A 22,936-nucleotide genomic window follows, 5' to 3' on the forward strand; every position below is an offset into this window, starting at 1 on the left:
CGTGCGGCCAGCCGACCGGGGGCTGCCGAGGCCCGAGTCCGAGACCGATGCCGTGCTCGCCCTGCTCGAACTCCTCGCCGGTGAGGCGCCACCCGACCGCATCCGGCAGGTGTCCCGCGGCCACGCGAGGACGGAGCGGCTGGAGCGCGCCGAGCGCCTCGCCCACGAGGTCCACGCCCACTTCGCGCGCAGACAGCAGCGCGAGTCCGAGCTGTCCGCCCTCGTGGACATCGCGCGGGACCTGACGCTCCCGTACGACCTCGACGCCCTGCTGCGGACCATCACCCGCCGCACCCGCACCCTGCTCAAGATGGACATGTCCTATGTGAGCTTCCGGGACCGCGAGCGGGGCGACAGCTATGTGCGGACGGCCGACGGCCACGCCTCCGCCCTCACCGTCGGCTACCGCGTGCCGAGCGACGCCGGGGTGGGCGAGGAGGCCACCGACAAGAGCGTGCCGATCTGGACCCCCGACTACCTGGCGGACGACGGGATCCGGCACACCGCCGTCCTCGACGAGGTGGTGCGGGCGGAGGGCCTGCGCGCGATCATCGCCGCACCGCTGACCTACGGGGCGGAGACCTTCGGCGTGCTGTACGCGGCCGACCGCAACATACGGCACTTCAGCGTCGGCGAGGTGGCGCTGATGAGCTCGCTGGGCGACCTGGCCGCCCTGGCCATAGAGAAGACCCGGACGCTGGAGCGCCGTCACTCGGACGTCGAGGACCTCACGGAGTTCCGCAGCTTCGGCGAGGTGCACAGCAGGCTCATCGACCTGGCCCTCGCGGGCGTCGACCTGGACACCCTGCTCACCGAAGTGGCGGCGGCCTTCGACGGGGCCGCCGAGGTCAGGGACACCGAGCACCGGCGGCTGGCCACGGTCGGCGAACTGCCCCCGGTGGACGAGGCGGAGGTGCCGCACGCGGCCGGCACGGCGTACGGGAACCCGTCGCCGGTGCCCACCCCCGTCCGGGTCGCCGCCTCGTCCACCTGGCTCGCCCCGGTCACCGCGGGCGACGAGGAGCTCGCCGAGCTGCGGCTGCGCCCGGGCGAACCGCTGAACGAGGCGGGCGTACGACGGCTGCGGCTCGCGGCGCAGGCCGTGGCCGTCCTGCTCCAGGTGCAGCGCGGCGAGGAGGCGGCCGCGGGGCCGTTCCGCGACGAGCTGTTCGAGGACCTCCTCGCGGTGACCCGGCGCCCGCTCAAGCAACTCGCCCTGCGGGCGGCCCGGTTGGGGCTCGACCCCGAGCAGCCCGCGGTCGTGGTCGTGGTGCGCCCCGAGGGCGGGACCACCGGGCGCGCGGTGGGCTGGGCCGCCTCGTACGCGCGGCGCAAGGGCGGGCTGCGCAGCGTGCAGAACGGCTGCATCTCCCTGCTGCTGCCGGTGCCCGCCGACGACCCCGCGGAAGCCGCGGGCCGCTGCGCCCGCGCCGTGTCCGAGGAGCTCTCCCGGCACCTCGGCGAGCCCGTCACCGTCGGCGCGGGCGGACCGGTCCGCGGACTCGAGCTGATCCGGGAGGCGCATGCCGAGGCGACTCGCTGTCTGGACGCGCTGCTCGCGCTCGGCAACATCGGGTCCGCGGCCTGCGTGCGCGACCTCGGTTTCCTCGGGATGCTGCTCTCCGACGACAGCGACGCCAACACCTTCGTCATGGCGACCATCGGCCCCGTCCTCGAGTACGACGCGCAGCGGCTGACGGAGCTGACCCGGACCCTCGACACCTACTTCGCCGCCGGGGGCAGTCCGACCAACGCCGCGGAGCAACTGCATGTGCACCCCAACACGGTCTCGCGCCGCCTGGAGCGGGTGGCGGCGCTGCTCGGCCCCGACTGGTCGCGGCCGGACCGGGCGCTGGAGATGCAGCTCGCGCTGCGGCTCCACCACACCCGCCATGTGCTGCGCCGCAGACACCGCACGGACCGGGCCGCCTCGACGGCGACCGAGGACAGCGCCACGACGGCCTCATCTGCCTCATCTGCCTCGTCTGCCTCGCCGACCGAGCGTCAGGCCGCGGACCTGACGCGGGACACCGGGGCGAGGGACGGGGAGGACGGTGCCGCGGCCCGCAGCGACAGGATCGTGTAGGCGCAGGACGCCAGCGTCATATGGCGGTGCCAGCCCGCCAGGGACCGGCCCTCGAAGTCGCGCAGCCCCACCGCCGCGCCCCGGGTCCGCCAGCCCTCCGCCACCCGGTGCGGCAGCCGGGTCAGCGACCACAGCGCGCCCGGCGACACGGTGCCCATGTTGGTGAGCCACACTTCCGACGGCCCGGGTGGTGACCCGGCCACCGCCGTCCCGTCCCACACGCCGAACAGCACCAGCGGCTCCTGCGCGAGGCCGGTGTCCGGGAGCCGCACCCGCGCCGTCACCACGCTGCCCGGTCCCCGCCCACCGGTGACGGGCGTCGCCCGCAGCCGCCGGGCCGTCGCCAGAATCCGCCGCGCGGGGACGGCCCGCCGTCCCGCCCCGGCCACCGTCGGCCGCACGGGGGTCAGCGGCAGACCTCCACCGATCCGGACCGCCAGCGGACATCCCTCGCGCAGATGGCGCGACACCAGGGCGGGAGCCTCCGGCACATCCCCGACGTCCAGCAGCACCGGGCGCCGCGGATCCCCCCACCGGCGTACGTCGGCCAGCAGCCCCGAGACCCCCTCGTCGCCGGAGCTACGCTCCCGGCCCCAGCGACCCGTCAGCCGCATCCGCCAGCTGACCGGCACAGCCGCCTCCCGCGACGCGAACCAGATCCCGTACGCCTGCTGACCGTTGACCACGTGCTCGGCGTCCGCGGAGAAGTGCCGGCCCACCCCGACGCTGTGCTCGCCGGCCTTGGGGATCGAGACCGGCCTGACCACCCACACCGCGCTCCGGGCGCGCTGCTCAAGCGTGCGGGTGAGGGCGCTGCGCAGGGGGTCCCAGTTCCACCGCGAGTCGCTGACGAAGTGGTGCAGCCGCTGCTCGTCGCCCGGGCCGCCGACCGCCGCCGCGATGTTCGCGATGGACTTGCGCCCCGGGGCGCTGAGCAGTCCGTCGACGTACTGCCGGGCGCGGATGCGCTGGTCGTAACGGCGGAACCCGGTGAACAGGGCCGCGCAGAGGTCGGGCGTGATGTCCTTCATACCTCACCAGGCTTCGCGCCCGGCGTGCCGCGCACGAGGTGCGAGCGGTACACGGCGGCATGGCAGGGGTGGTGGCCCCGCCACCGTCACCGCCCCCGCGACGGCCGGAGAACCCGCCCGAACCGCCCACGGCCCGGTGACCGGGCCACCACCCCCGCCTCACGGCCCCTCCGGGAGACCCCGTTCACGACTCCTTGAGGAAGGCGAGCAGCGCGCCCAGCAACCCCGCGGGCGCGTCCAGCGGCACCAGGTGGCCGGCCTCGGGGATCGGCCGCAGCCGTGCGCCGGGAATCAGCGAGGCCAGTTCCTCGCCCTTGGCGAAGGGGATCCAGGTGTCCTCGGTGCCCCAGCACACCGTCACCGGCAGCCGCATCGTGGGATACGCGCCCTGGATCTCATCGGTGTAGCGCTGGTCCGCCTGCGCGATCTGCCGGTAGAAGGCGGCCTGCCCCTCCTCGCCCGCCCAGGGCGCGACGAGCGCGTCCAACGTGTCCGGGCGCAGCCCCCGGTGGCTCGCCGAGCCGATGTACTCCCGCACCAGGGCCCGGTGCAGCGCTCCCGGCAGCTGTTCGAAGACCTCCGTGTTCTCGCCGACCAGCCGGAAGAAGGGCGATCCCCACGGGGCCAGCGCCACCGGATCGACCAGTGCGAGCCGACGGTAGCCGACCTTGTGCAGCAGATGCGCGCGCAGCGCCACGCAGCCGCCGAAGTCATGCGCGACCACGGACGGCTCGTCCAGCCCCCAGTGCGCGAGGAGTTCGGCGAACACCTCGCCCTGGGCCCGCAGCGAGACGTCCTGCCCGGCGTACTGGTCGGAGCTTCCGTAGCCCGCCATGTCCCAGACCAGGACCCGGTATCCCTCGGCGGCGAGCGCGGGGGCGATCTCGTGCCACACGTACGACGAGAAGGGCGTCCCGTGCAGCAGCACGACCGGCTCCCCGTCCGCCTCTCCGTACTCATCCCACCGGACGGTCCCCGACGCGGTCCGCAGACCCTCCCGCAACTGCCAGGCGCACACGATCCCGGCTCCTTTCTCACGTTCCGAGCGTAGGTACGCGCGCCTGCCCGGTGCCGCGGGCGGGCGCCGTGCCAGTCTGCCCGGGATCCGGCCGGCCACGCACACCGGCGCGGCCCGCGGGCCGCGCCGGTGTGCCGATCCGCGGCGTCGTCAGGCCGTGGTCTCCGGGCGGTCGGGCCGGGACCAGTGGGTGTGGAAGGCACCGGGGCGGTCGGTGCGCCGGTAGGTGTGGGCGCCGAAGTAGTCGCGCTGGCCCTGGAGGAGGGCGGCGGGCAGCCGGTCGGCGCGCAGGGTGTCGTAGTGGGCGAGGGCGGCGGAGAAGGCGGGCACCGGGATGCCGCGCCGGGCGGCGGAGGCGACGGTCTCCCGCCAGGGCACCTGGGCGTCGCCGATCTCCGCGGCGAACTCCTTCTCCGACACCAGGCTGACCAGGTCCGGGTCCGCGGTGCAGGCGGCGCGGATGCGGTCGAGGAAGGAGGCGCGGATGATGCAGCCGCCGCGCCAGATCCGGGCCACCGCCGCGAGGTCGATCTTCCAGTCGTACTCGGCGGCCGCGCTCCGGATCATCTTCCAGCCCTGGTCGTAGGCGATCACCTTCGACGCGTACAGGGCGTGTTCCACCTGTGCGGTGAACCGCGTGGCCTCGGAGCGGCTGAGCGGGGGTGTGGTGCCGCCGGGCAGCCCGGCGTACGCGGCGCGCAGGTCGGCCTGGCCGGAGGCGGCGCGGGCGAAGGTGGCCTGGGCGATGGCGGTGACCGGGGAGCCCAGGTCGAGGGCGGTCTGTACGGTCCAGCGGCCGGTGCCCTTCTGGCCCGCGGCGTCGGCGACGACGTCGACGAAGGGCCCGCCGGTGGCGGGGTCGGTGTGGGCGAGGACCTCGGCGGTGATCTCGATCAGATACGAGCCCAGCCGGCCCTCGTTCCAGGTGCGGAAGATGTCGGCGATCTCGGCGGGGGCGTAGCCGGCGACCTGGCGGAGCAGGTCGTAGGCCTCGGCGATGAGCTGCATATCGGCGTACTCGATGCCGTTGTGGACCATCTTGACGAAGTGTCCGGCGCCGTCGCCGCCGATGTGGGTGGCACAGGGCTCGCCGTCGACCTTGGCGCTGATGTCCTCGAACATCGGGCCGAGCGCGGCGTACGACTCGGCCGAGCCGCCGACCATGATCGACGGGCCGTGGAGGGCGCCCTCCTCGCCGCCGGAGATGCCGGTGCCGACGAAGTGCAGGCCGCGCTCGCGCAGCGCGGCCTCGCGGCGGCGGGTGTCGGCGAAGTGCGCGTTGCCGCCGTCGATGATCATGTCACCGGGCTCCAGCAGCGGGGCGAACTCCTCGATGACGGCGTCGGTGGCGCCACCCGCCTGCACCATGATCACCAGACGGCGGGGGCGCTGGAGCGCGGCCACGAAGTCGTCGGCCGACTCGGCGGCCACAAAGGCGCCCTCGTCGCCGAACTCCTCGACCAGGGCGCGGGTCCGGCCGGCGCTGCGGTTGTGGACGGCGACGGTGTAGCCGTGGCGGGCGAAGTTGCGGGCCAGGTTGCGGCCCATGACGCCCAGGCCGGTGACGCCGATGGAAGCGGATGCGTTCATGAGGAGGTCCTTGACTGTCTCGCGTGGTCGGGGGTCGGGCGATCCCGTGTCACCAGATACGGAGCGCAGGCCCGGTCGTCTCGACGCGGGGGCACCGGAGGTGTGAGCCGCGCCAATTCGGCGAATCCACTTGCCTTGTTGCGACATACTGAGGCCGCGACACCCGCCCCGTTCGGCAGCATTGATGTGCGGCTCCACCGTGCGGCCGGGGGTTTGTTTAGACCTCAACAACTTGTCACGGCGAAGAAACGGAGTGGGGTTGTCCCGTATGGGCTGGTCCGCCGATGAGATAGACACGGAGAGTGCGCATTCGGCGCGCATGTACGACTACTTCCTGGGCGGAAAGGACAACTACCCTCCGGACCAGAAGGCGGCCGAGAAGGTCTTACTCGTCCTGCCGAACGCGCGCACCATCGCGAAGAACAACCGCTATTTCATGCGCCGGTCGGCGCGCATGCTCGCCGAAGAGGCCGGGATTCGCCAGTTCCTGGACATCGGGACCGGGATTCCCACCTCGCCCAATCTCCACGAGGTCATCCAGCGGATCGCCCCCGAGTCGCGCATCGTCTACACGGACAACGACCCGATCGTGCTGACCCACGCCCGCGCCCTCCTGACCAGCGATCCTCAGGGGAAGACCGCCTACGCGGAGGCCGATCTGCGGGATCCCGGCAGTATCCTCAACGCTCCCGAGCTGCTCGAGACGCTGGATATGAGCAAACCCGTGGCGTTGATGATGATTTCGATTCTGCACTTCGTCCCCCCGGAATACGACCACTACGCCATCCTCGACGAGTTGGTGAGCGCCCTTCCCCCGGGGAGCTATCTGGCCCTGACCAACGGCACCGCGGACTTCGCCCCCGAGGAGATGAAGCGCGCGGCCGACGTCTACGCGGCATCGCGGGTTCCGGTGCGGCAGCGCCCGAAGAACGAGATCGAACGGTTCTTTCACGGGCTGGAGCTGGTCGAGCCCGGCGTGGTGCCGATTCACCGCTGGCGCCCCGACGCCCCTTCGCTCGGTGAGCTCACGGACGCGGAGGTCTCCATGTACGGCGGTGTGGCCAGAAAACCGTAGCCGGCCTTTTCCCGGGTTTCACAGGGCGCGCCCCAATCCCTCCCACCGCACCCGCCACCGCCCGTCGGACGGGAATCCGGGCGCGTCCTTCCCGGCGCCGTCCCAGCCGGCGGCCATCAGGGCCACCGCGTAGAGCAGCCCGCCCGCGCCCGGGAAGTACGGAGTGGCGACCCGGGAGCCGCCGAGCGGCATCCCGGCGTCGTCGAACCCGAACTTCTCGTGCAGCAGGAAGTCGACGGCCCGGTCGGGCTCGCCCATCCGCGCCGCGTTCATCGCGAGCATCGGGAAGTCCCAGCCCCAGGCCGCGTCCCAGGCCCATACCTGCCACACCTTGTGGGCGGTGGCGCGCATGATGTCCAGGTCCACGTCGTGCCCGGGGAGCCAGCCGTAGAGGCCGACGAGCGAGGGGTGGTCGAAGATGTACTCCGTCCACATCCCGCGCACCCCCTCGTACACGACATAGACGCCGTCCTGGACGGGCAGCGGTGACAGCCCGTCGAGCACCCTCTCCCAGCCGGCGTCCGCGGGCCGCCCCAGCCGCTCGCGCCACCGCTGCGCCAGCCGCAGTCCGAAGCGCCAGTAGGACAGTTCGAAGGCGCCGTTCACGGTGACCTTGGGGTCGCTGTTCTCGGAGACGAGATGCATGGGCGGGCCCAGCACCTGGCGGCCGGCGTCCTCGAAGGCGTACGAGGCCATGAAATCGGCCGTGGCGAAGACGACATCGCGCCACTTGTCCAGGGTGGCGCGGGTCGGGTGCGCCCGGTAGTCCAGCTCGGCGAGGAAGATCGGATGGGGCTGCTGCCAGAGCAGCAGCGCGTTGATCTCGCCGGGCGACTGGCGGCCGCCGGGATCGGTCATCTTGGGCCAGCGCGCGCCCTGATAACCCTGGCGCCGGGCCCGCTCCCGGGACGAGTCGAGGAAGCTCCGGTAGACGCCGACCCCGCGGTCCAGCTGCGGCCAGCGGTTCCACAGCGCGTAGTGCGCGGCGTGCCACCAGTACATCTCCATATGGAACTTGCCGTACCAGCCGTTGTTGACCAGCCCGGACTCCTGCGGAGGGGTGCTGCCGGCCTCGTTGACCGCCAGCAGATACTGGCTGAGCACCACCCGGCGCTCCAGCTCCCGCCACCGGGGATCGGTGGATCCGGAGAGATCGAGGGCGCCGCCGGAGCGCCAGAACGCGGGCCAGGCCCGGGCGCCGGCCGCCTCGACCGCCGCGGCGTGGGGCACCTGGGGGGTGGGGCGGGGCGCGAAGAGGAAGGTGGCCTCCAGCCGGGTGCCCGCGCCGCCGCCCAGCAGATACCGGTGCGGATGGCCGGCGACCCGCACCAGCCCTCTCCCGCCGCCCCGCCAGACGAGGCCCACGTCGTAGCGGGTGTCATCGAGCTCATGGGTGATGTCCGCGCGGCGGGGGCCGCGGGTCCGCAGCCGTGTGGTGTGGGCGTCGGGGCGGTCCCAGACGCCCACGAAGGGGGCGGAGAACTTCTCCGCGCCGCTGGCGTAGGGGAAGTCGATGAACACCGCGAGCCGGCCGTCGGCCACCATCGGGGAGTCGATCCGCACGGCTATGGCGTCCAGATCCGGGCAGCAGCTCGTCCGCACCGTGACCGGGCTGCCGTCGAGCGTGAACCGGCTGTGCAGCGTTCCGGTCCACAGGTCGAGCCGCTGGTGGCAGTCGCTCAGATCGGCCTCGACCGCCTCGGTGCCATCGGCGCGCAGCAGCCGCAGACCGATGCGGGCCAGATTGATCCGGTGCGGGTTCGCCCTCAGCCATTCGGAGAGGGCCGGGCGCTCCGGGTCGGGGATGTCGTAACGGACCGGCCGGCCATGGGTGTCCCACACCTGTCCGGCGAAGTCCGACGGAGTCTGGCCGTCCGGAAGCGCGTCGCTGTGCCAGCCCCAGTCGGACAGGGTGCCGAACGGCAGAAAGGTCTGGAGCCCCGTCACATCGGCGCCGAACGCGAGCTGTCCATTGCCCACCTGAAGCGGCGTCTTCGGGTCGCTCGCCGTACGGACCACATCATGACGCGACACGAGGGCGCGCCGGTCGATCCCGCCGGGCCGCCGCGGCGACGGCTGGGCGGCGGCGTCGCCGACCCGCAGGCCCGCGGTGACCGCGGCGGCGACACCGGTCATGCCCGTGCGTACGAAGGTCCGACGGCTGACTGCCATGGTTCGACTCCCGCCGTGTCGCTGATTGAATCGTTTTTACCGCGGGCGCAAGCTAACAACCCCCACGCCCCGGGGGCAATGGTTCTGACAGCACCGACCACGCCGCACTGGCCTGTTTTCGACCTGCTCACGGTGAACATGACTCACTAGAGTGGTTATTGAGAGTTAAAGGAACCACTGTGACGTCTTTCCCATGGCATCGCGCACTCGGAAGGAAGGCACCGTGCACAACCACTCTCTCCACTCTCTTGACTACCTCGTGATCGGTGGCGGCCCGGCCGGACTCCAGCTCGGGCAGCTGTTACAGGCGGCGGGACACCGCTACCGGATCCTGGAGGCCGGCAGCGGACCCGGCACCTTCTTCCGGACCTTCCCCCGCCACCGTCAGCTCATCTCCATCAACAAGGTGCACACCGGCACCGACGACCCCGAGCTGAACCTCCGGATGGACTGGAACTCCCTGCTGTCCCCGGATCCCGAGCTCTTGTTCACCCGCTACAGCAAGCGCTACTTCCCGCAGGCCGACGACTTCGTGCGCTATCTGACCGACTTCGCCGAGGCGTTCGACCTCGACATCGCCTATGACACCAGGGCGGTGCGGGTCCGCCGCGCCGACGGCGGATTCACCGTCACCGACCAGCACGGCCAGGACCACCACAGCCGCCGGGTGGTGGTGGCCACCGGAGTGAGCCTGCCCCACATTCCCGAGGTGCCCGGCATCGAGACCGCCGAGGACTACACCGTGGTGTCGGTGGACCCCGACGACTTCGTCGACCAGCGCGTCCTGATCCTCGGCAAGGGCAACTCCGCGCTGGAGACGGCCGACAACCTCGTCGAGACGGCCGCCGTCATCCATGTGGCCGGGCCGCACTCCCTCAAACTGGCCTGGAACACCCACTACGTGGGCCATCTGCGCGCCGTCAACAACAACTTTCTCGACACCTACCAGCTCAAATCGCAGAACGCCCTGCTGGACGGCCATGTGCTGTCGATCGAGAAGGAGCCCGGCGACGGCGGCCGGTACCGGGTGCGCTTCAGCTTCTCCCGGGCCGACGAGGTCGTGAAGGAACTCTCCTACGACCGGGTCATCGTGTGCACCGGCTTCCGCTTCGACGCCTCGCCGTTCGACCCCGAGTGCCGCCCCGAGCCGGCCGTCAACGGCCGCTTCGCCGCCCTCACACCGGCCTACGAGTCGGTCAACGTGCCGGGGCTCTACTTCGCGGGCACCCTGACCCAGCAGCGCGACTTCAAGAAGTCCACCAACGGATTCATCCACGGATTCCGTTACGCCGTACGCGCGCTGAGCCGCATCCTCGACGAACGCCATCACGACCGGCCCTGGCCGCACCGGCCGCTCGCCACGGACCCGGCCGCGCTCGCCGACGCCGTCGTGGCCCGGGTCAACCGGAGTTCGGCGTTGTGGCAGCAGTTCGGTGTGGTCGGGGACCTCCTGGTCACGCCGGCCGGGGAGCCGGGCCGCTACCACGAGGAAGTGCCGGTCGCCTACGCCCACGACAGCCCCCGCACCGCCGGGGCCGACTACTTCACCGTCACCCTGGAGTACGGCCCCGACCACGACAAGGTCGACCCCTTCGACATCACGGTGCGCCGGACGGCCCAGAACTCGGTCGAGGAGGCCTTCGACGCCTCGTATCTGCACCCGGTGATCCGCCACTACCGGGGCGGGGGACTCCTCGGCACCCACCACATGGCCGAGAACCTGGAGAACGAGTGGAACCACCCGAAGGTCCACCACGCCCCGCTGGCCGAGTTCTTCGCGCGTGAGTCGGCACCGCAGCCCACCGGCGCGGGGCGGTGACACCGCCCCATGCTGACCACCGTCCAGGACTTCGAAACCGCCGCCCGGACGAGACTCGACCCCGTCCACGCCGACTTCATCGCCGGCGGAGCGGGGGACGAGATCACCGTACGGGCCAATGAAGAGGCGTTCCGACGGCTGCGGCTGCTGCCCCGGGTGTTGCGCGGCAGCGCCGTCAGGGAGCTGGACACCACCGTGCTCGGCAGCCGTACGAGGATGCCGGTCCTGCTCTCGCCGACCGCCTTCCACAAACTGGTCGACGAGGAAGGCGAGGTGGCCACCGCGCGGGCCGCCGCGGCCACCGGCACGATCATGATCGTGAGCATGGCGTCCACGGTGGCGGTGGAGGACATCGCGGAGGCGGGGCGCGGGGCCCGCGAGAGCGGCGACCCGGCGCCATGGTGGTTCCAGCTCTACATCCAGCCCGACCTCGAGTTCACCGAGGTCCTGGTGCGGCGCGCCACCGACGCCGGGTGCACCGCCCTGGTGGTCACCGTGGACTCCCCGGTGCGCGGCGCCCACGGGCGCGACCTGCGCAACGGCTTCCTCGATCTGCCGGCCGGGCTGCGCTGCGAGAACATGGCCGACCCGCGCCAGGGCGGCCGGGTGCGCCCGATCGCCATGTCCCCGGAGATCTCCTGGGAACACCTCGGCTGGCTGCGCCGGACCACCTCGCTGCCGATCCTGATCAAGGGCGCCCTGCACCCCGAGGACGCCCGGCTGGCGGTGCGCCACGGGGCCGACGGGCTGCTGCTGTCCAACCACGGCGGCCGCCAGCTGGACACCGTGCCCGCCACCGTCGAACTCCTCCCCGAGATCGCCGCCGCGGTCGCGGGCCGAATCCCGATCGTGCTGGACGGCGGGGTGCGCCGGGGCACCGATGTGGTCAAGGCGCTGGCCCTCGGCGCGTCCGCCGTGGGCATCGGCCGGCCGGTGATGTGGGCCCTGGCCGAGGGCGGCGAGAAGGGCGTGCGGCGGCTGCTGGAGCTGCTGCGCGAGGAGCTCGACCAGGCGCTGGCGCTGTGCGGCGCCTCCGGCGTCCAGGACCTCACCCCGGCACTGGTGCGGGCCCCGCGCACCCTCGACGGGGTGGTCTCATGAGCGGCGTGCGGCGGCCGGCCGCCGCCGCGGCCGTGGGGCTGACGGCGAGCCTGCCGTACTGGCTGCCCCGGCTGGTGGTCGCCCTGCGGGTGCGCCTCTTCGCCCGGATCAACGGCGAGGAGGGGATCCCGGCACCCGGCCGCGAGGTGCCCGTGGAGGAGTTCCGACGGGTCTACGGACATCCGGCCGCGAACGGCCGCAGCCGCGGCGCCGCCCTGTCCGATCTGTTCTGGTACTGGCTCGCCCCCGGCCCCCACGTCCACCAGGAGCATCTGGAGCCCGGCCCGCGCTACGACGAGGTGGCCAGGACGACCCGGCAGATCCTGGCCGGGCTCTCCCGGGAGCAGTGGAGCGAACTGGTCGCCCGCTGCGCCCGGCGGGTGCTCGACGAGCTCGACGGACCCGACGGACCCGACGGCCGCGGGCCCGCGCCCCGCACCCGGGCGCGCCGGGTCACCCTGCGCGACCTGATGATGCCGGTGTGGGCCGAGGTGTACTACGAGGTGGTGTTCCGCGAGCCGTGCCCGCGCCACGTCAGGGATCTGATCGTCGGCAACGCCAACGACGTCGTCACCGCCCTGAAGTGCACCGGCCTGCGCCATATGGACCGGCGCGCCCGGCTGACCGCGTATCTGCGCCACCGGCTCGCGACGGCGCCCCCGCCGGTGCCGCTGCCGTCGCTGCTCTCCGAGCAGGAGCGGGCGTACTACGTTCAGGGCACGTTCTTCAACACCGCCGTGGTGCAGACCTCCGAGGCGATGGCCCATCTGCTGATGGCCCTCGCCACCCACCGGCCGGTGCAGGAGCGGCTGCTGACCGGCGCGGAGCCGCCCGACTACCTGGACCACGTCATCAACGAGACGCTCCAGCACTTCCCGCTCTTCGGCGTGGCCCACCGCATCACGACCGGGGAGATCCGCCGGGCGGGCAGGCCCCCGATCCCGGCGGGCTCGGTCCTGCTGTTCAACTACCCCGAGTACCAGCGGTCGGGAGTCCCCGCCCGCCGGCGCTTCGACCCCGGCCGCTGGCTGTCCGCGGACACCAGGCCCGCCGCCCACATCCCCTTCGGCGTGACCGCCAACCGGCCCTGCCCGGCCCGTGGCTTCGCCGTTCTGACCATGCGGGTCGCCGCCGAGGAGGTGCTGCGCCGCTTCCGCCTCGCCTCGTCGGCCGAGCACACCCGGTCGCTGCCCAACCGCGGCCCCTGTCTGCTGATCCCGAGGGCCGCCCGGCGGGACGCGACGGCCTGGGGACGGGCCGGGCGGGCGGCCAGGCTCGCCGGGATGCGGCTGGGCGACCGGTGGGCGGCGATCCCGCGCAGCGTCACCCAACTCGTGCTCGGGGGCTACATGGTGTGGGACGCCCGGCGGCAGGGGCTGTGCCGCACCTACTTCGCCACGGCGTCCGGCGGCCAGGCGGCCCCGGCCGCCGTCGCCGGCCGATGAGGAGGAGAGGAGACGATGACTCCCACAGAGCTCGCCCCGAAGTTCTTCATCGCCGCCGTGGTGATCCTGCTGACCTGCCGTCTGGTGGTGCTGGTGGCGGGCCGCTTCGGCCAGCCGCCCGTGGTCGGCGAGATGATCGCCGGAGTGGTGCTCGGCCCCTCACTCTTCGGGCTGCTGGCGCCGGACGCCTCGGCCGCGGTCTTCCCGCCGGAGCTGACACCGGTGCTGTACGTGGCCGGCCAGATCGGCCTGGTGGCCCTCATGTTCCACGCCGGCTATGAATTCCGGGCCCACGCGGGACGGGGGCTGGCCGGGCCCGCGGTGGCGATCTCCTCCGCCGGTGTGGCGATCCCGCTGCTGCTGGGCGTCGGGCTGACCTTCGTGTCCCACGGCCACGTCGACATCTTCGTCGACGGGGTGTCGGTGTGGGTGACCGCGGCCTTCGTCGGGGTCGCCCTCGCCATCACCGCCTTCCCGATGCTGGCCCGCATCATCACCGAGCGCGGCCTGGCCGGGACCCGGCACGGCTCGCTGTCCCTCGCCTCGGGAGCCACCGACGACGCGGCCGCCTGGCTCATGCTCGCCGGGGTGCTGAGCGTGGCCGCGGAGGAGACCGGGCCCGTGGTCAAGGCGGTGGGCGGTTCGCTGCTCTTCGTGGCCGTGCTGTTCCTGCTGGGGCGGCGCCTGCTCGCGTGGATCGTGACCAGGCCGGGGCTGAGCGAGGAGACCCGGCTGCTGTTCACCGTCGCGGTGCTGTTCTGCGCGGCCTGGTTCACCGACATCATCCAGCTGTACGCCGTCTTCGGCGCGTTCTGCGTCGGGCTGGCCATGCCCCGCCACGAGGCCTCCGAGCGGATGGTGAAGACCATCCAGGGGGTGACCCAGGTGGTCTTCGTGCCGATGTTCTTCACCTACTCCGGCCTCAACACCCGCTTCGACGTGTTCTCGGACCCGGCCGTGATGGCCTTCGGCGCGGCCTGCGTCGTTCTCGCCGCGGTCGGCAAGTTCGGCGGCTGCTGGGCCGCCGCCAAGCTGTGCGGGGAGCCGGGTCCGGTGGCCGTCAGGGTCGGCGCCCTGATGAACGCGCGCGGGCTGATGCAGCTCATCGCGCTCAACATCGGGCTGGCGGCCGGGATCGTCGGCGACGAACTGTTCGCCGCGCTGGTCCTGGTGGCCCTGGTGACCACCGTGATGACGGTCCCGGTGCTCAGCTGGCTGGACCGCCGCGAGGCGAGATCGGCCGTGGCCGAGGAACCGAGCGACACCCCGCGGGCGGTGCCGACGGGGAGCTGACGACCCGGGGGCGACCGGGGGAGGGGCGTCCCGGCTGACGCGGGCGCATGCCGGGACGGCCGCGCCCGCGTCAGGAGGTGGCGGAGCCGCCGGACACCCTCGCCAGCAGCGCCCGCTTGTCCGGCTTGCCGCTCGCCGCCACCGGCATCTCCGGGAGGACGGTGACGGTGGCGGGGACCCCGGCCACCCCCAACTCGCCCGCGACCAGGGAACGCAGCGCGCCGGGATCCGGTTCGCGGCCCTCCACCGGGACGACGAAGGCGTGCGCGGCCTCCCCGGTGGTGTCGTCGGGCGCGCCCACCACATACGCCTGGTCGACGTCGGGGTGGGCGGCCAGCGCGTGTTCGATCGCCCCGGCGTAGTACACGATCGCGTTGATGATGACCACGTCGCGGGCGCGCCCCGTGAGCCGCAGAAAGCCGTGGCCGTCCAGGTGTCCGATGTCGCGGGTGCGCACCCACCCCGACCGCAGCACCTCCCGGGTCTGCTCCTCGTCCCGCCAGTAGCCCGCCATCGCGGAGTCGGTGCGCACCCAGATCTCGCCGGTGGTCCCGGCCGGCACCGGCCGCCCCCCGGGGTCGCGGACGTCGATCTCCACCCCCGACCACGCCCGCCCGACCGCGTCGTACACCCCGTCCCGCCACTCGGCCATCTCGTCCGGGGTGAGCAGGGTGAGCATGCCGGTCTCCGTCTGTCCGTACCCCTGGTGGACCGCGGGGCCCAGCCGCCGGACCGCCTCCTCGAGCCGGTGCGGGGCCAGCGGGGACCCGGCCACCAGCAGGGCCCTGAGGCTGCCGACGTCGACGCGGTCGGTGCGCAGGACGTCGAGCACATGGTGCAGCCGGGGCACGGTCATCAGACACCCCGTGATCCGGTGGCGCTCGAAGACCTGCGGGAAGTCCAGCGGCGGTTCGGGGATGACGGCGGTGCCGCCGCCCAGCAGACACAGCCCGAGGTGCTCGAAGATCACCGCGCTGCTCAGGGTGCCGAAGAGCAGAAAACGCTCGTAGCCCGCCGCCAGCCGCGCGGTGCGCTCGGTCCACCGCGCGGGCTGCCACGACCAGTTGAGGGTGAGCGACCGGTAGGTGTGCGTACAGCCCTTGGGCCGCCCCGTGCTGCCGCTGGTCAGCGTCACCATGGCGATGTCCCCGGGCCGGCCCTGGGCGGCGAGCTCCCCTTTCGCCACCGGGTGGGTGTCCAGCAGATCCGGCCCAACACGCAGCACCGGTAACCCGCCCGCCGCCGGCAGCTCCGGGCTCGCGCCGGTGTCATCGGCCACCAGGGCGTCGACGCCGTCGGAGAGGACGTACGCCAGATGGGCCGGGGTCATTCCGGGCCGCAGCCCCGTCACCCGGCAGCCCACCAGATACGCCGCCATGAGCACCGCGAACCCCTCGGGCGTCACCCCGGTGGCCACCGCGACCGATCGTCCGGGCCCGAGCCCCGCCTCCCGCAGCCCGTCGGCACACCGGCCGATCAGCTCCAGCACCTGGCCCCGCGACACTTCGCGCGCCCCGTGCTCGAAGGCGGGCGACTCCGGCCGCTCGCGGAAGGCGTCGACGAGGGACTGCGGGAAGGGCGCCGGGAGGGGCTCGGCGTCGTGGCGGCCGACGGCGTGGCCGGACGGGTCCGTCAACGTGTCCATGTGCGTCTCCGTTCGGGGCGATGGTGCCGACTGGGACGTGGTGGAGCGCGGTGGAGCCACGGCCACGATACGGCGGTCCGGCGCCGCCGTGGCCCCGTACCGCCGATCGCCACGGCGCGCCGGACACCTCCTACGGGCGGAGCGCCGAGGACAGTTGCGCGGTGGGCGGGTCGCCGTCGAGGAAGCGGAGGAGCTCGTCGGGGGTCGGCCCGGTGGCGGGGCCGTGCCGGGTGACCGCGAAGGCGGCCGCCGCGTTGGCGCCCTGCGCGGCGGCGACCACGTCCAGCCCATGGCCGAGGAGGGCCAGGAAGGCCCCCGTGTGGGCGTCGCCCGCGCCGTTGCTGTCGACCGCGGTCACCCGGCGGCCGGGCAGGTGCAGTGGTTCACCGCCGGGCGGGACCAGCCGGCAGCCGTCCGCGTCGGCCCGCAGCAGCACCCCGGTGCGGGGGCCGAGCCGGGCGGCGAGCGCGGCCGCGGCCCCGTGGGCGTCGTCCAGGCCGGTCAGCAGCCTGCCCTCGCGCTGGTTGCAGCTGACCCAGTCGCAGCGTGCCAGGACGGGGGCCAGCACCTCCTGCGGGATCTGGTCGACCAGGGGACCCGGGTCGAGGAAGACCCGGGTGTGCTCCGGCAGCCGCGCGACGAGCGAGGCCAGGACCGGCCCGTTGACCGGGTAGGCGAGCCCGTATCCGGAGATCTGCACCATGTCGCCGGGGCGCAGCGCGGCGAGCACCGCTTCGGCGTGTGCCTCGGTCAGCCGGGCCTCCGCGCCGAGGCTGGTGGCGAAGGTGCGCTCGCCCCCGTCGTCGACGAAGGCGACGCAGAATCCGGTGTCCTCCCCCGCGGTCTGATCCAGCACCACCTCGATGCCCTCCCGGGCGAGATCCGCCCGCACCCGGTCGGCGAACGGCCCCGTGCCGTGGGCGCCCGCGTACAGGGCGGGCAGGCCCAGGCGGCGGGCGGCGGTGAGGACATTGAAGCCGCCGCCCGTGGTGAGGGCGGTGTCCTGGGACAGGGTGTCGCCGCCGCGTTCGGGCAGCGCGGGCACGCGCATCACCAGGTCGACGATGGCGTTGCCGAGCAGGACCAGCCGGCCGCGCGTGGGCTCGCCGGGGACGCCGTCCCCGGCGCCGGGGTTCACGAGCCCGCTCATGAGCTCTCCCGCACGGCCGGAACGGACAGGACCTGCTGCTGGGGGCGCTGTTCCGCGGCCTCCTGGCGGACGGTGCCGTCCAGCTTGCGCAGCACCGTGTAGACGGCGGCCGCGAGGGTCAGTGTCACGACCCAGCCAAGACCGTTGGAGCCGATCCAGCTGTGCGCGAGCGGGCCGGAGAACCACACGTCCGTCGGGCTGGTGCTCGCCTCCGTGAACAGCAGGCCCACCACGATGGCCACGGCCCAGGCGGTCATCGCGGCCCAGGCGACCCCGCCCCGGAACCAGTAGCGGCTGGACCGCCCGACGTCCATCAGGGCCGCGCTGTCGTACGACCGGCGGATGATGAGGTCGACGGCGAAGACGCCCACCCAGGCGGTGATCGGCACGGCGAGCAGGGTGAGGAAGGTGATGAACGGGCCGTAGAAGTCCTTGGCGATCAGGATGAAGTAGATCCCGCCCGCGAAGGTGACGATGACGTCCAGGCCGACGGCGAGGGTGCGCCGGACCCGTATGCCCAGGGTGATCATGGTGAGTCCGGCCGAGTAGACGGACAGGTGGTTGGAGAGCAGCAGCCCGCCGAACGCCGCGATCAGATACGGGATGGACATCCAGGTGGGCAGCATCGCGTTGATGGCCGAGACCGGGTCGGAGGCGGAGGCGAGGTCCGGCTCACCCGCCGCGAGCAGCGAGCCCAGCGAGATCAGCACGACCAGCGGAATACCGGCGCCGAACGCGGACGCGGCCACGAGCCGCCCGCCGGGGATCCGCCGCGGCAGATAACGGGCGTAGTCGGCGCCCGTGTTGGCCCAGCCGATCCCGGTCCCGGCGGCGATCATGCCGACGCCCACGACCATCGCGCTCACCGGACCGGCCGGCGCGTGGCCCACCTTGCCCCAGTCCACGGTGGCCGCGAGAAAACCGATCACCACCAGGTTGAGCAGGCCGAAGACATAGCTGGCCCATCTGTTGATCCACATGATGGTGGCGTGTCCGAGGCCGCTGATCAGCAGGGTGCAGCCGATGAAGACCAGCAGACAGACCACCGTGAGCACGGTGTTCCGCCGGATGCCGAAGGCGACGTCGAGCAGCGCCAGCAGGGCGAAGGCGGCCGTGGTGGTGTTGATGGTCTCCCAGCCGAGCCGGCTCATCCAGGTGACCAGCGTGGGGCCCGCGTTGCCACGGACCCCGAACACCGCCCGGGACAGCGTGAGGGCGGGCGCCCCGCCCCGCTTGCCGGCGATGCTCAACGCGCCCACCAGGGCGAAGGAGCCGAAAGACCCGAGCACGGCGACGACGGCCGCCTGCCAGATGTTCAGGCCGCGGAAGCTGACCAGTGCCGCGCCGAGCGGCAGGCCGAGGATGCTGATGTTCGCGGCGAACCAGGTCCAGAACATCTGTCCTGCGTGGCCGTGGCGCTCGGTGTCCGGAACGGGCTCGATGCCACGGGTCTCCACGGAGCCGACGCGTTCGTTCTCTGAAGCGGCCATGGTGGTACCTGTCTTTCTGTACGGGGGGCGCTCCGGTGCGGGTGGAAGGGCGGGCGCGTGTTCACTCGGCCGAGCCGGCGCGCAGCGCGAGCAGGGCGGTGGCCAGCGGCTCCAGATCGAGGCCGTTGACCGAGCGCAGGGTGGCGAGGGCCTCGGCGGGCAGTCCCGAGGCGCCGCTGAGGGCACCGGCGATGGCACCGGCGATGGCGCCGATGGTGTCGCAGTCACCGCCGAGGTTGGCCGCCAGCAGACAGGCCCGCCACGGGGCGCCCTCGGCGAGGGCCAGGACGGCGAAGGCGGCGGGGACCGACTCCTGGCTGGCCACGCTGGTGCCGACCAGGTCGCAGACGCGGTCCAGGGCCTGGTCCTCGGGCAGCCCGCGGACCAGGTCCACGGCCCAGCGGATGCGGGCGGCGATATCGGCGCCCGCGACCCAGTGGCCACGCTCGGCGCCGGCCGCCGCCGCCGTGATCGCCGCGGCGAAGGCGTCCTCCAGGTCTCCGCCGTCGACGGCCCGGCTCACGGCGGCCGCCACGGCGGCCGCGGAGGCGATGCCGATGCCGGTGTCATGGGTGACCTGGCAGGCCGCCGCCACCCGGTCGACGAAGGGCTCCAGCGGGGTGGCGGAGAAGGCGACGCCGACCGGGGTGATCCGCATGGCCGCGCCGTTGGTGGACCCGGACCTGCCCGCCTCCTCCGGCGGCACACCGCGGGACACTGCCTCCAGGGCGGCCTTGGTGGAGGGGCCGAGCAGATCGAAGGAGCCCTTGGCCTTCATGGCGCGCTCCCACTCCAGGAGCTCGTGCGCGAGCCGCAGCGGTTCGATGCGCCCGCCGTTCTCGGTCAGCAGCCGGCCGACGATGAGGGCCTGATCGGTGTCGTCCGTGACGGAACCGGCGGGCATTCCCCCGCTCACCGGGTTGTCCGCCGGGCCGGGTTCAAAGCCGGTGACGGTGCCGAAGCGGGCGGTGATCGACCGCCGGGACATGATCTGGGTGGGCATCCCCAGGGCGTCGCCCATGGCCAGGCCGTACAGGGCGCCGAGCGCGCGGTCGTGCTGGTGGTTCATTCAGGCTTCCTGTCGATGTGCGGGGGTACGTTCGGCGCGGTCGGGCACGTGCCGGTTCATTCGGGCTGCTCGCCGAAGCCGAGGTGCAGCTGGAAGCGGGCGGGGTCCAGGAGGCTGGTCACCTGCTCGACGACCCGGCCGTCCGCCCCGCGGCCGACCCGGCGGGTGCTGAGCCAGACCTCACCCTCGGGGCGGCGGAGCAGTGCCGCCTCCTCGGCGGCCAGCGGCCGCACGGACGCCCACTCGTCGCCGTGCGTGGCCCGCAGTCCGGCCGCGGCCAGGGTCTTGGTCAGCGAGTCCTCGAGGAGCCCGCCGACCGGGACGTCCGCCAGCGCCGGGACCAGCGGAACCCTGCTGCGCTCCAGCGAGACGGGGGTGCCCTCCGGCAGCACGCGCAGCCGGTCGAGCGCCATGAACTCCACGTTCTCCAGCCCGAGCTCCTCGGCCAGCCGGGCATCGCGCACCGCCTCGAGCCGGAGCACCTCCGTGCTGATCCGGGCGCCCTGGTCGGCCAGGGCCCTGGTCCATCCGAGGCTGTTGTCCAGCAGGCTGCCGTCGAAGGCGACGAACGAGCCGACGCCCGCGTGGGTGGAGATCAGCCCTTGCCTGCTGAGCTCGTCCAGCGCCTGGCGGACCGTGGTCCGGCTGACCGAGAAGCGCCGGGTGAGCGCGTGTTCGCCGGGCAGCCTGCTGCCCGGCTCCAGAACACCGCTGTGGATCTCACGGGCCAGAACGCGGGCAATGCGCTGATGCTTGAGGACCTGTTTAGGCATGTCTGGAAGCTAGCCACACATGTCCAGTCCTGTCTAGACCCTGTTTTCTTCCCGGTCTCCTTCCCGATCCCTTTCCCGGTCGGCTCTCTCTCCCGCCGATGGGGCCGGCTCAGACGGGCCGTACCAGCCCCACGTCGTACGCGAAGATCACGGCCTGGACGCGGTCCCGGGCGCCGATCTTGGCGAGGACGCGGCTGACATGGGACTTGACGGTGGACTCGGCCAGACAGAGGTTCTCGGCGATCTCGGCGTTGGTCCAGCCGGCGGCGACGGCGGTGAGGACCTCGCGCTCGCGCTCGGTGAGGTCCGCGAGCCGGCGTTCCTGGCCGGGGGCGCGGCCGGGGAGGTGGCTGGTGAAGGCGTCGATGAGTTTGCGGGTGAGGCCGGGGGAGATCACGGAGTCCCCGGCGGCCACGGCGCGGATGCCGGCGACCAGTTCGTCCGGAAGGGCGTCCTTGAGGAGAAAGCCGCTGGCTCCGGCGCGCAGCGCGTCGTAGGCGTACTCGTCGAGGTCGAAGGTGGTCAGGACCAGGACCCGGGAGCGGCCGCCGGACTCCACGATGTGGCGGGTGGCCTCGATACCGTCCATGCCGGGCATCCGGACGTCCATCAGGACGACGTCGGGGCGCAGTTCGGCGGTCTTGCGGACCGCTTCGCCACCGTGGGTGGCCTCCCCGGTGACGGTCATGTCGGGCTGGGCCTCCAACAGCATCCGGAAGCCGAGGCGTTGCAGGGCCTGGTCGTCGACGATGAGGACGGTGGTCATGCGGGGAGCTTCTCCGGCGGGGTGGTGGGTGTGGTGGTCGGGAGGACGGCGTGGACACTCCAGCCGCCATGCGTGTTGGGGCCGACGGTGACGTCTCCCCGGTAGAGGGCGGCGCGTTCGCGCATACCGACCAGGCCCCGGCCGCCACCGTCGCGGGGGCCCGCCTTCGGGGCCCGCGGCGGGCCGGTGTCCTCGACGGCGATGCGAACGGGGCCGGAGCCCGCGGTGGCGGTGACGGAGACGGTGACCGTGGTGTCGAGGGCGGCGTGTTTGAGGGTGTTGGTGAGGGCTTCCTGGACGATGCGGTAGGTGGCGAGTTGGAGCCCTTGGCCGAGGCCCGTCAGGTCGCCCTCGGTGTGCAGGGTGGCGGTGGGACCGGCGGCGCGGACCCGCTCCAGCAGGGTGCCGAGGTCGGCCAGGCCGGGTTGCGGGGCGAGCGGGGCGTCGCCCCGCGTGTCGCGCTCGTCGCCGATGACGGCGAGCAGGCGCCGCAGTTCGCCCAGGGCGCCGCGGCCGCTGTCGGCGATGATGCGGAGAGTGTCGGCACCGCTCTGGGGCTTGGTCTCGGTGAGGGCGGCGGCGCCGTCGGCGAGGCCGACGATGACGGCGAGGGTGTGGCCGAGGATGTCGTGCATCTCGCGGGAGACCCGGGCGCGTTCCTGGGCGGCCGCCAGGCGGGCCTGCTGGTCACGCTCCTTCTGGAGGGCGGCGATATAGGCGTTCGCCAGCCGGCCGGCCAGGCCGAGACCGGCGAACGCCGCCATGGCGACCATCGCCATCGCCGTCACCACCTCCGGGCGTGTGGCGTGCTCCAGCTGGCCGCCGCTCCAGAAGACGGCGGCCCACGCGACGAGTTGCGCCGTGGTGACGGCGATGGCGACAAGGAGCTGCCGGGGGGTGCCGAAGCGGCCCACGTTGTACAGGGCCACGACCCGTGCGGCGTCGGCGCCGGTCAGTGCGCCCAGGGGAAGGGCCACCACGGATACGGCGGTGGTGACGGCGAACACCGCCACGGGTCGGCGCTCCCGCCACAGCAGCGGCACGGTGAAGGCGAGGGCCAGCGCCAGCTCCACCGAGGGTCTGGCGCTGTTGGCGGGGTTCAGCAGGGAGGGGATGCTGAGCGCGGCACAGAAGGCGGGCACCCCCCACCGCCGGACCCGCGGGTGGGCCCGGTCGGCCATCCGCCACGCGGCCAGCCGGGCGATGATCGAGACGATCACGCGCTGCTCGGGGTCGCTGGTCAGAGCCTCGGGGAGCCGGGGCGGGCGCCCCGAGGGGCGGGCCGTCGACGCGGGTGCGTGCGGTGGTGCGGTCACGGTGTACGCCCTTCGTGGTGCGGGCGGGCGGGGCTCGGGCACACGGCCGCCCCGGGCCCGCCGCTCAGGTGGCGATCGTACGGCCGGGCGGTGAGCC

The 22,936-nt window shown here is 73.0% G+C and carries 17 protein-coding genes; 6 read left to right on the forward strand and 11 right to left on the reverse strand.

What is annotated here, in order from left to right:
- The first annotated feature begins 1 nt into the window (after window position 1).
- Window positions 2-2,086 (forward strand): helix-turn-helix domain-containing protein, encoded by a 2,085-nt coding sequence (locus tag ABTY62_RS02830; RefSeq protein ID WP_352127550.1) that lies wholly within the window; start codon window positions 2-4, stop codon window positions 2,084-2,086.
- On the opposite strand, the gene ABTY62_RS02835 is transcribed toward ABTY62_RS02830, so the two are convergent.
- The 3 genes from ABTY62_RS02835 to gnd all read right to left on the reverse strand — a co-directional run bounded on the left by ABTY62_RS02835 (window position 2,005) and on the right by gnd (window position 5,725).
- Window positions 2,005-3,117: an IS701 family transposase gene (locus ABTY62_RS02835; RefSeq protein WP_352127551.1), complete on the reverse strand. Its 1,113-nt coding sequence runs from the start codon at window positions 3,115-3,117 to the stop codon at window positions 2,005-2,007. The two genes, ABTY62_RS02830 and ABTY62_RS02835, sit on opposite strands and share 82 nt — an antisense overlap.
- 184 nt (window positions 3,118-3,301) lie before the next feature.
- The gene (locus ABTY62_RS02840; protein ID WP_352127552.1) at window positions 3,302-4,135 is read right to left on the reverse strand and encodes an alpha/beta fold hydrolase; all 834 of its coding nucleotides are present in this window, start codon (window positions 4,133-4,135) and stop codon (window positions 3,302-3,304) included.
- Window positions 4,136-4,285: 150 nt separating this feature from the next.
- Window positions 4,286-5,725, reverse strand: coding sequence for an NADP-dependent phosphogluconate dehydrogenase (gene gnd / locus ABTY62_RS02845; RefSeq protein WP_352127553.1), 1,440 nt, complete (start codon window positions 5,723-5,725; stop codon window positions 4,286-4,288).
- Window positions 5,726-5,993: 268 nt separating this feature from the next.
- Here gnd and ABTY62_RS02850 point away from each other — a divergent pair, with 268 nt between their 5' ends.
- Window positions 5,994-6,800, forward strand: coding sequence for an SAM-dependent methyltransferase (locus ABTY62_RS02850; RefSeq protein WP_352127839.1), 807 nt, complete (start codon window positions 5,994-5,996; stop codon window positions 6,798-6,800).
- A gap of 18 nt (window positions 6,801-6,818) precedes the next feature.
- On the opposite strand, the gene ABTY62_RS02855 is transcribed toward ABTY62_RS02850, so the two are convergent.
- Window positions 6,819-8,972, reverse strand: coding sequence for a hypothetical protein (locus ABTY62_RS02855; protein ID WP_352127554.1), 2,154 nt, complete (start codon window positions 8,970-8,972; stop codon window positions 6,819-6,821).
- 193 nt (window positions 8,973-9,165) lie between these two features.
- On the opposite strand from ABTY62_RS02855, the gene ABTY62_RS02860 reads away from it, so the two are divergent.
- The 4 genes from ABTY62_RS02860 to ABTY62_RS02875 are packed head-to-tail and all read left to right on the forward strand — an operon-like array spanning window position 9,166 to window position 14,630.
- Window positions 9,166-10,791: an NAD(P)-binding domain-containing protein gene (locus tag ABTY62_RS02860; RefSeq protein WP_352127555.1), complete on the forward strand. Its 1,626-nt coding sequence runs from the start codon at window positions 9,166-9,168 to the stop codon at window positions 10,789-10,791.
- 9 nt (window positions 10,792-10,800) lie between these two features.
- Window positions 10,801-11,892, forward strand: coding sequence for an alpha-hydroxy acid oxidase (locus ABTY62_RS02865; RefSeq protein WP_352127556.1), 1,092 nt, complete (start codon window positions 10,801-10,803; stop codon window positions 11,890-11,892).
- A complete protein-coding gene (locus ABTY62_RS02870; RefSeq protein WP_352127557.1) occupies window positions 11,889-13,337 on the forward strand; it encodes a cytochrome P450 in 1,449 nt (482 codons plus the stop codon). The genes ABTY62_RS02865 and ABTY62_RS02870 overlap by 4 nt, the downstream gene beginning before the upstream one ends.
- 15 nt (window positions 13,338-13,352) lie before the next feature.
- Window positions 13,353-14,630, forward strand: coding sequence for a cation:proton antiporter (locus ABTY62_RS02875; RefSeq protein WP_352127558.1), 1,278 nt, complete (start codon window positions 13,353-13,355; stop codon window positions 14,628-14,630).
- Window positions 14,631-14,700: 70 nt separating this feature from the next.
- Here the strand turns inward: ABTY62_RS02875 and ABTY62_RS02880 are convergent, their stop codons facing one another.
- From ABTY62_RS02880 to ABTY62_RS02910, 7 genes are all read right to left on the reverse strand, one after another.
- Window positions 14,701-16,275: a class I adenylate-forming enzyme family protein gene (locus ABTY62_RS02880; RefSeq protein ID WP_352127559.1), complete on the reverse strand. Its 1,575-nt coding sequence runs from the start codon at window positions 16,273-16,275 to the stop codon at window positions 14,701-14,703.
- A gap of 130 nt (window positions 16,276-16,405) precedes the next feature.
- Entirely contained in the window at window positions 16,406-17,425 is a 1,020-nt protein-coding gene (locus ABTY62_RS02885; RefSeq protein WP_352127560.1) for a PfkB family carbohydrate kinase, read from the reverse strand.
- Window positions 17,422-18,915 carry a purine-cytosine permease family protein gene (locus ABTY62_RS02890; RefSeq protein WP_352127561.1) on the reverse strand — a complete coding sequence of 498 codons (1,494 nt, stop codon included), beginning with the start codon at window positions 18,913-18,915 and terminating at the stop codon, window positions 17,422-17,424. The genes ABTY62_RS02885 and ABTY62_RS02890 overlap by 4 nt, the downstream gene beginning before the upstream one ends.
- A gap of 61 nt (window positions 18,916-18,976) precedes the next feature.
- Window positions 18,977-19,984, reverse strand: a complete 1,008-nt coding sequence (locus ABTY62_RS02895; protein ID WP_352127562.1) for an ADP-ribosylglycohydrolase family protein — start codon at window positions 19,982-19,984, stop codon at window positions 18,977-18,979.
- 56 nt (window positions 19,985-20,040) lie between these two features.
- Window positions 20,041-20,757 (reverse strand): GntR family transcriptional regulator, encoded by a 717-nt coding sequence (locus ABTY62_RS02900; protein WP_352127563.1) that lies wholly within the window; start codon window positions 20,755-20,757, stop codon window positions 20,041-20,043.
- Window positions 20,758-20,866: 109 nt separating this feature from the next.
- Window positions 20,867-21,523, reverse strand: coding sequence for a response regulator (locus ABTY62_RS02905; RefSeq protein WP_352127564.1), 657 nt, complete (start codon window positions 21,521-21,523; stop codon window positions 20,867-20,869).
- Window positions 21,520-22,839 carry a sensor histidine kinase gene (locus ABTY62_RS02910; protein WP_352127565.1) on the reverse strand — a complete coding sequence of 440 codons (1,320 nt, stop codon included), beginning with the start codon at window positions 22,837-22,839 and terminating at the stop codon, window positions 21,520-21,522. The genes ABTY62_RS02905 and ABTY62_RS02910 overlap by 4 nt, the downstream gene beginning before the upstream one ends.
- Window positions 22,840-22,936: the final 97 nt, after the last annotated feature.

This window comes from Streptomyces sp. NPDC097640, assembly GCF_040302705.1.
Lineage (GTDB): Bacteria > Actinomycetota > Actinomycetes > Streptomycetales > Streptomycetaceae > Streptomyces.

What these genes read in the sequence shown, in the direction of transcription:
- ABTY62_RS02835 (WP_352127551.1), bottom strand. Translation starts at nt 3,117, where the DNA reads ATGAAGGACATCACGCCCGACCTCTGCGCGGCCCTGTTCACCGGGTTC.
- gnd (WP_352127553.1), bottom strand. Translation starts at nt 5,725, where the DNA reads ATGAACGCATCCGCTTCCATCGGCGTCACCGGCCTGGGCGTCATGGGC.
- ABTY62_RS02850 (WP_352127839.1), top strand. Translation starts at nt 5,994, where the DNA reads ATGGGCTGGTCCGCCGATGAGATAGACACGGAGAGTGCGCATTCGGCG.
- ABTY62_RS02855 (WP_352127554.1), bottom strand. Translation starts at nt 8,972, where the DNA reads ATGGCAGTCAGCCGTCGGACCTTCGTACGCACGGGCATGACCGGTGTC.
- ABTY62_RS02860 (WP_352127555.1), top strand. Translation starts at nt 9,166, where the DNA reads ATGGCATCGCGCACTCGGAAGGAAGGCACCGTGCACAACCACTCTCTC.
- ABTY62_RS02865 (WP_352127556.1), top strand. Translation starts at nt 10,801, where the DNA reads ATGCTGACCACCGTCCAGGACTTCGAAACCGCCGCCCGGACGAGACTC.
- ABTY62_RS02870 (WP_352127557.1), top strand. Translation starts at nt 11,889, where the DNA reads ATGAGCGGCGTGCGGCGGCCGGCCGCCGCCGCGGCCGTGGGGCTGACG.
- ABTY62_RS02875 (WP_352127558.1), top strand. Translation starts at nt 13,353, where the DNA reads ATGACTCCCACAGAGCTCGCCCCGAAGTTCTTCATCGCCGCCGTGGTG.
- ABTY62_RS02880 (WP_352127559.1), bottom strand. Translation starts at nt 16,275, where the DNA reads ATGGACACGTTGACGGACCCGTCCGGCCACGCCGTCGGCCGCCACGAC.
- ABTY62_RS02885 (WP_352127560.1), bottom strand. Translation starts at nt 17,425, where the DNA reads ATGAGCGGGCTCGTGAACCCCGGCGCCGGGGACGGCGTCCCCGGCGAG.
- ABTY62_RS02890 (WP_352127561.1), bottom strand. Translation starts at nt 18,915, where the DNA reads ATGGCCGCTTCAGAGAACGAACGCGTCGGCTCCGTGGAGACCCGTGGC.
- ABTY62_RS02895 (WP_352127562.1), bottom strand. Translation starts at nt 19,984, where the DNA reads ATGAACCACCAGCACGACCGCGCGCTCGGCGCCCTGTACGGCCTGGCC.
- ABTY62_RS02900 (WP_352127563.1), bottom strand. Translation starts at nt 20,757, where the DNA reads ATGCCTAAACAGGTCCTCAAGCATCAGCGCATTGCCCGCGTTCTGGCC.
- ABTY62_RS02905 (WP_352127564.1), bottom strand. Translation starts at nt 21,523, where the DNA reads ATGACCACCGTCCTCATCGTCGACGACCAGGCCCTGCAACGCCTCGGC.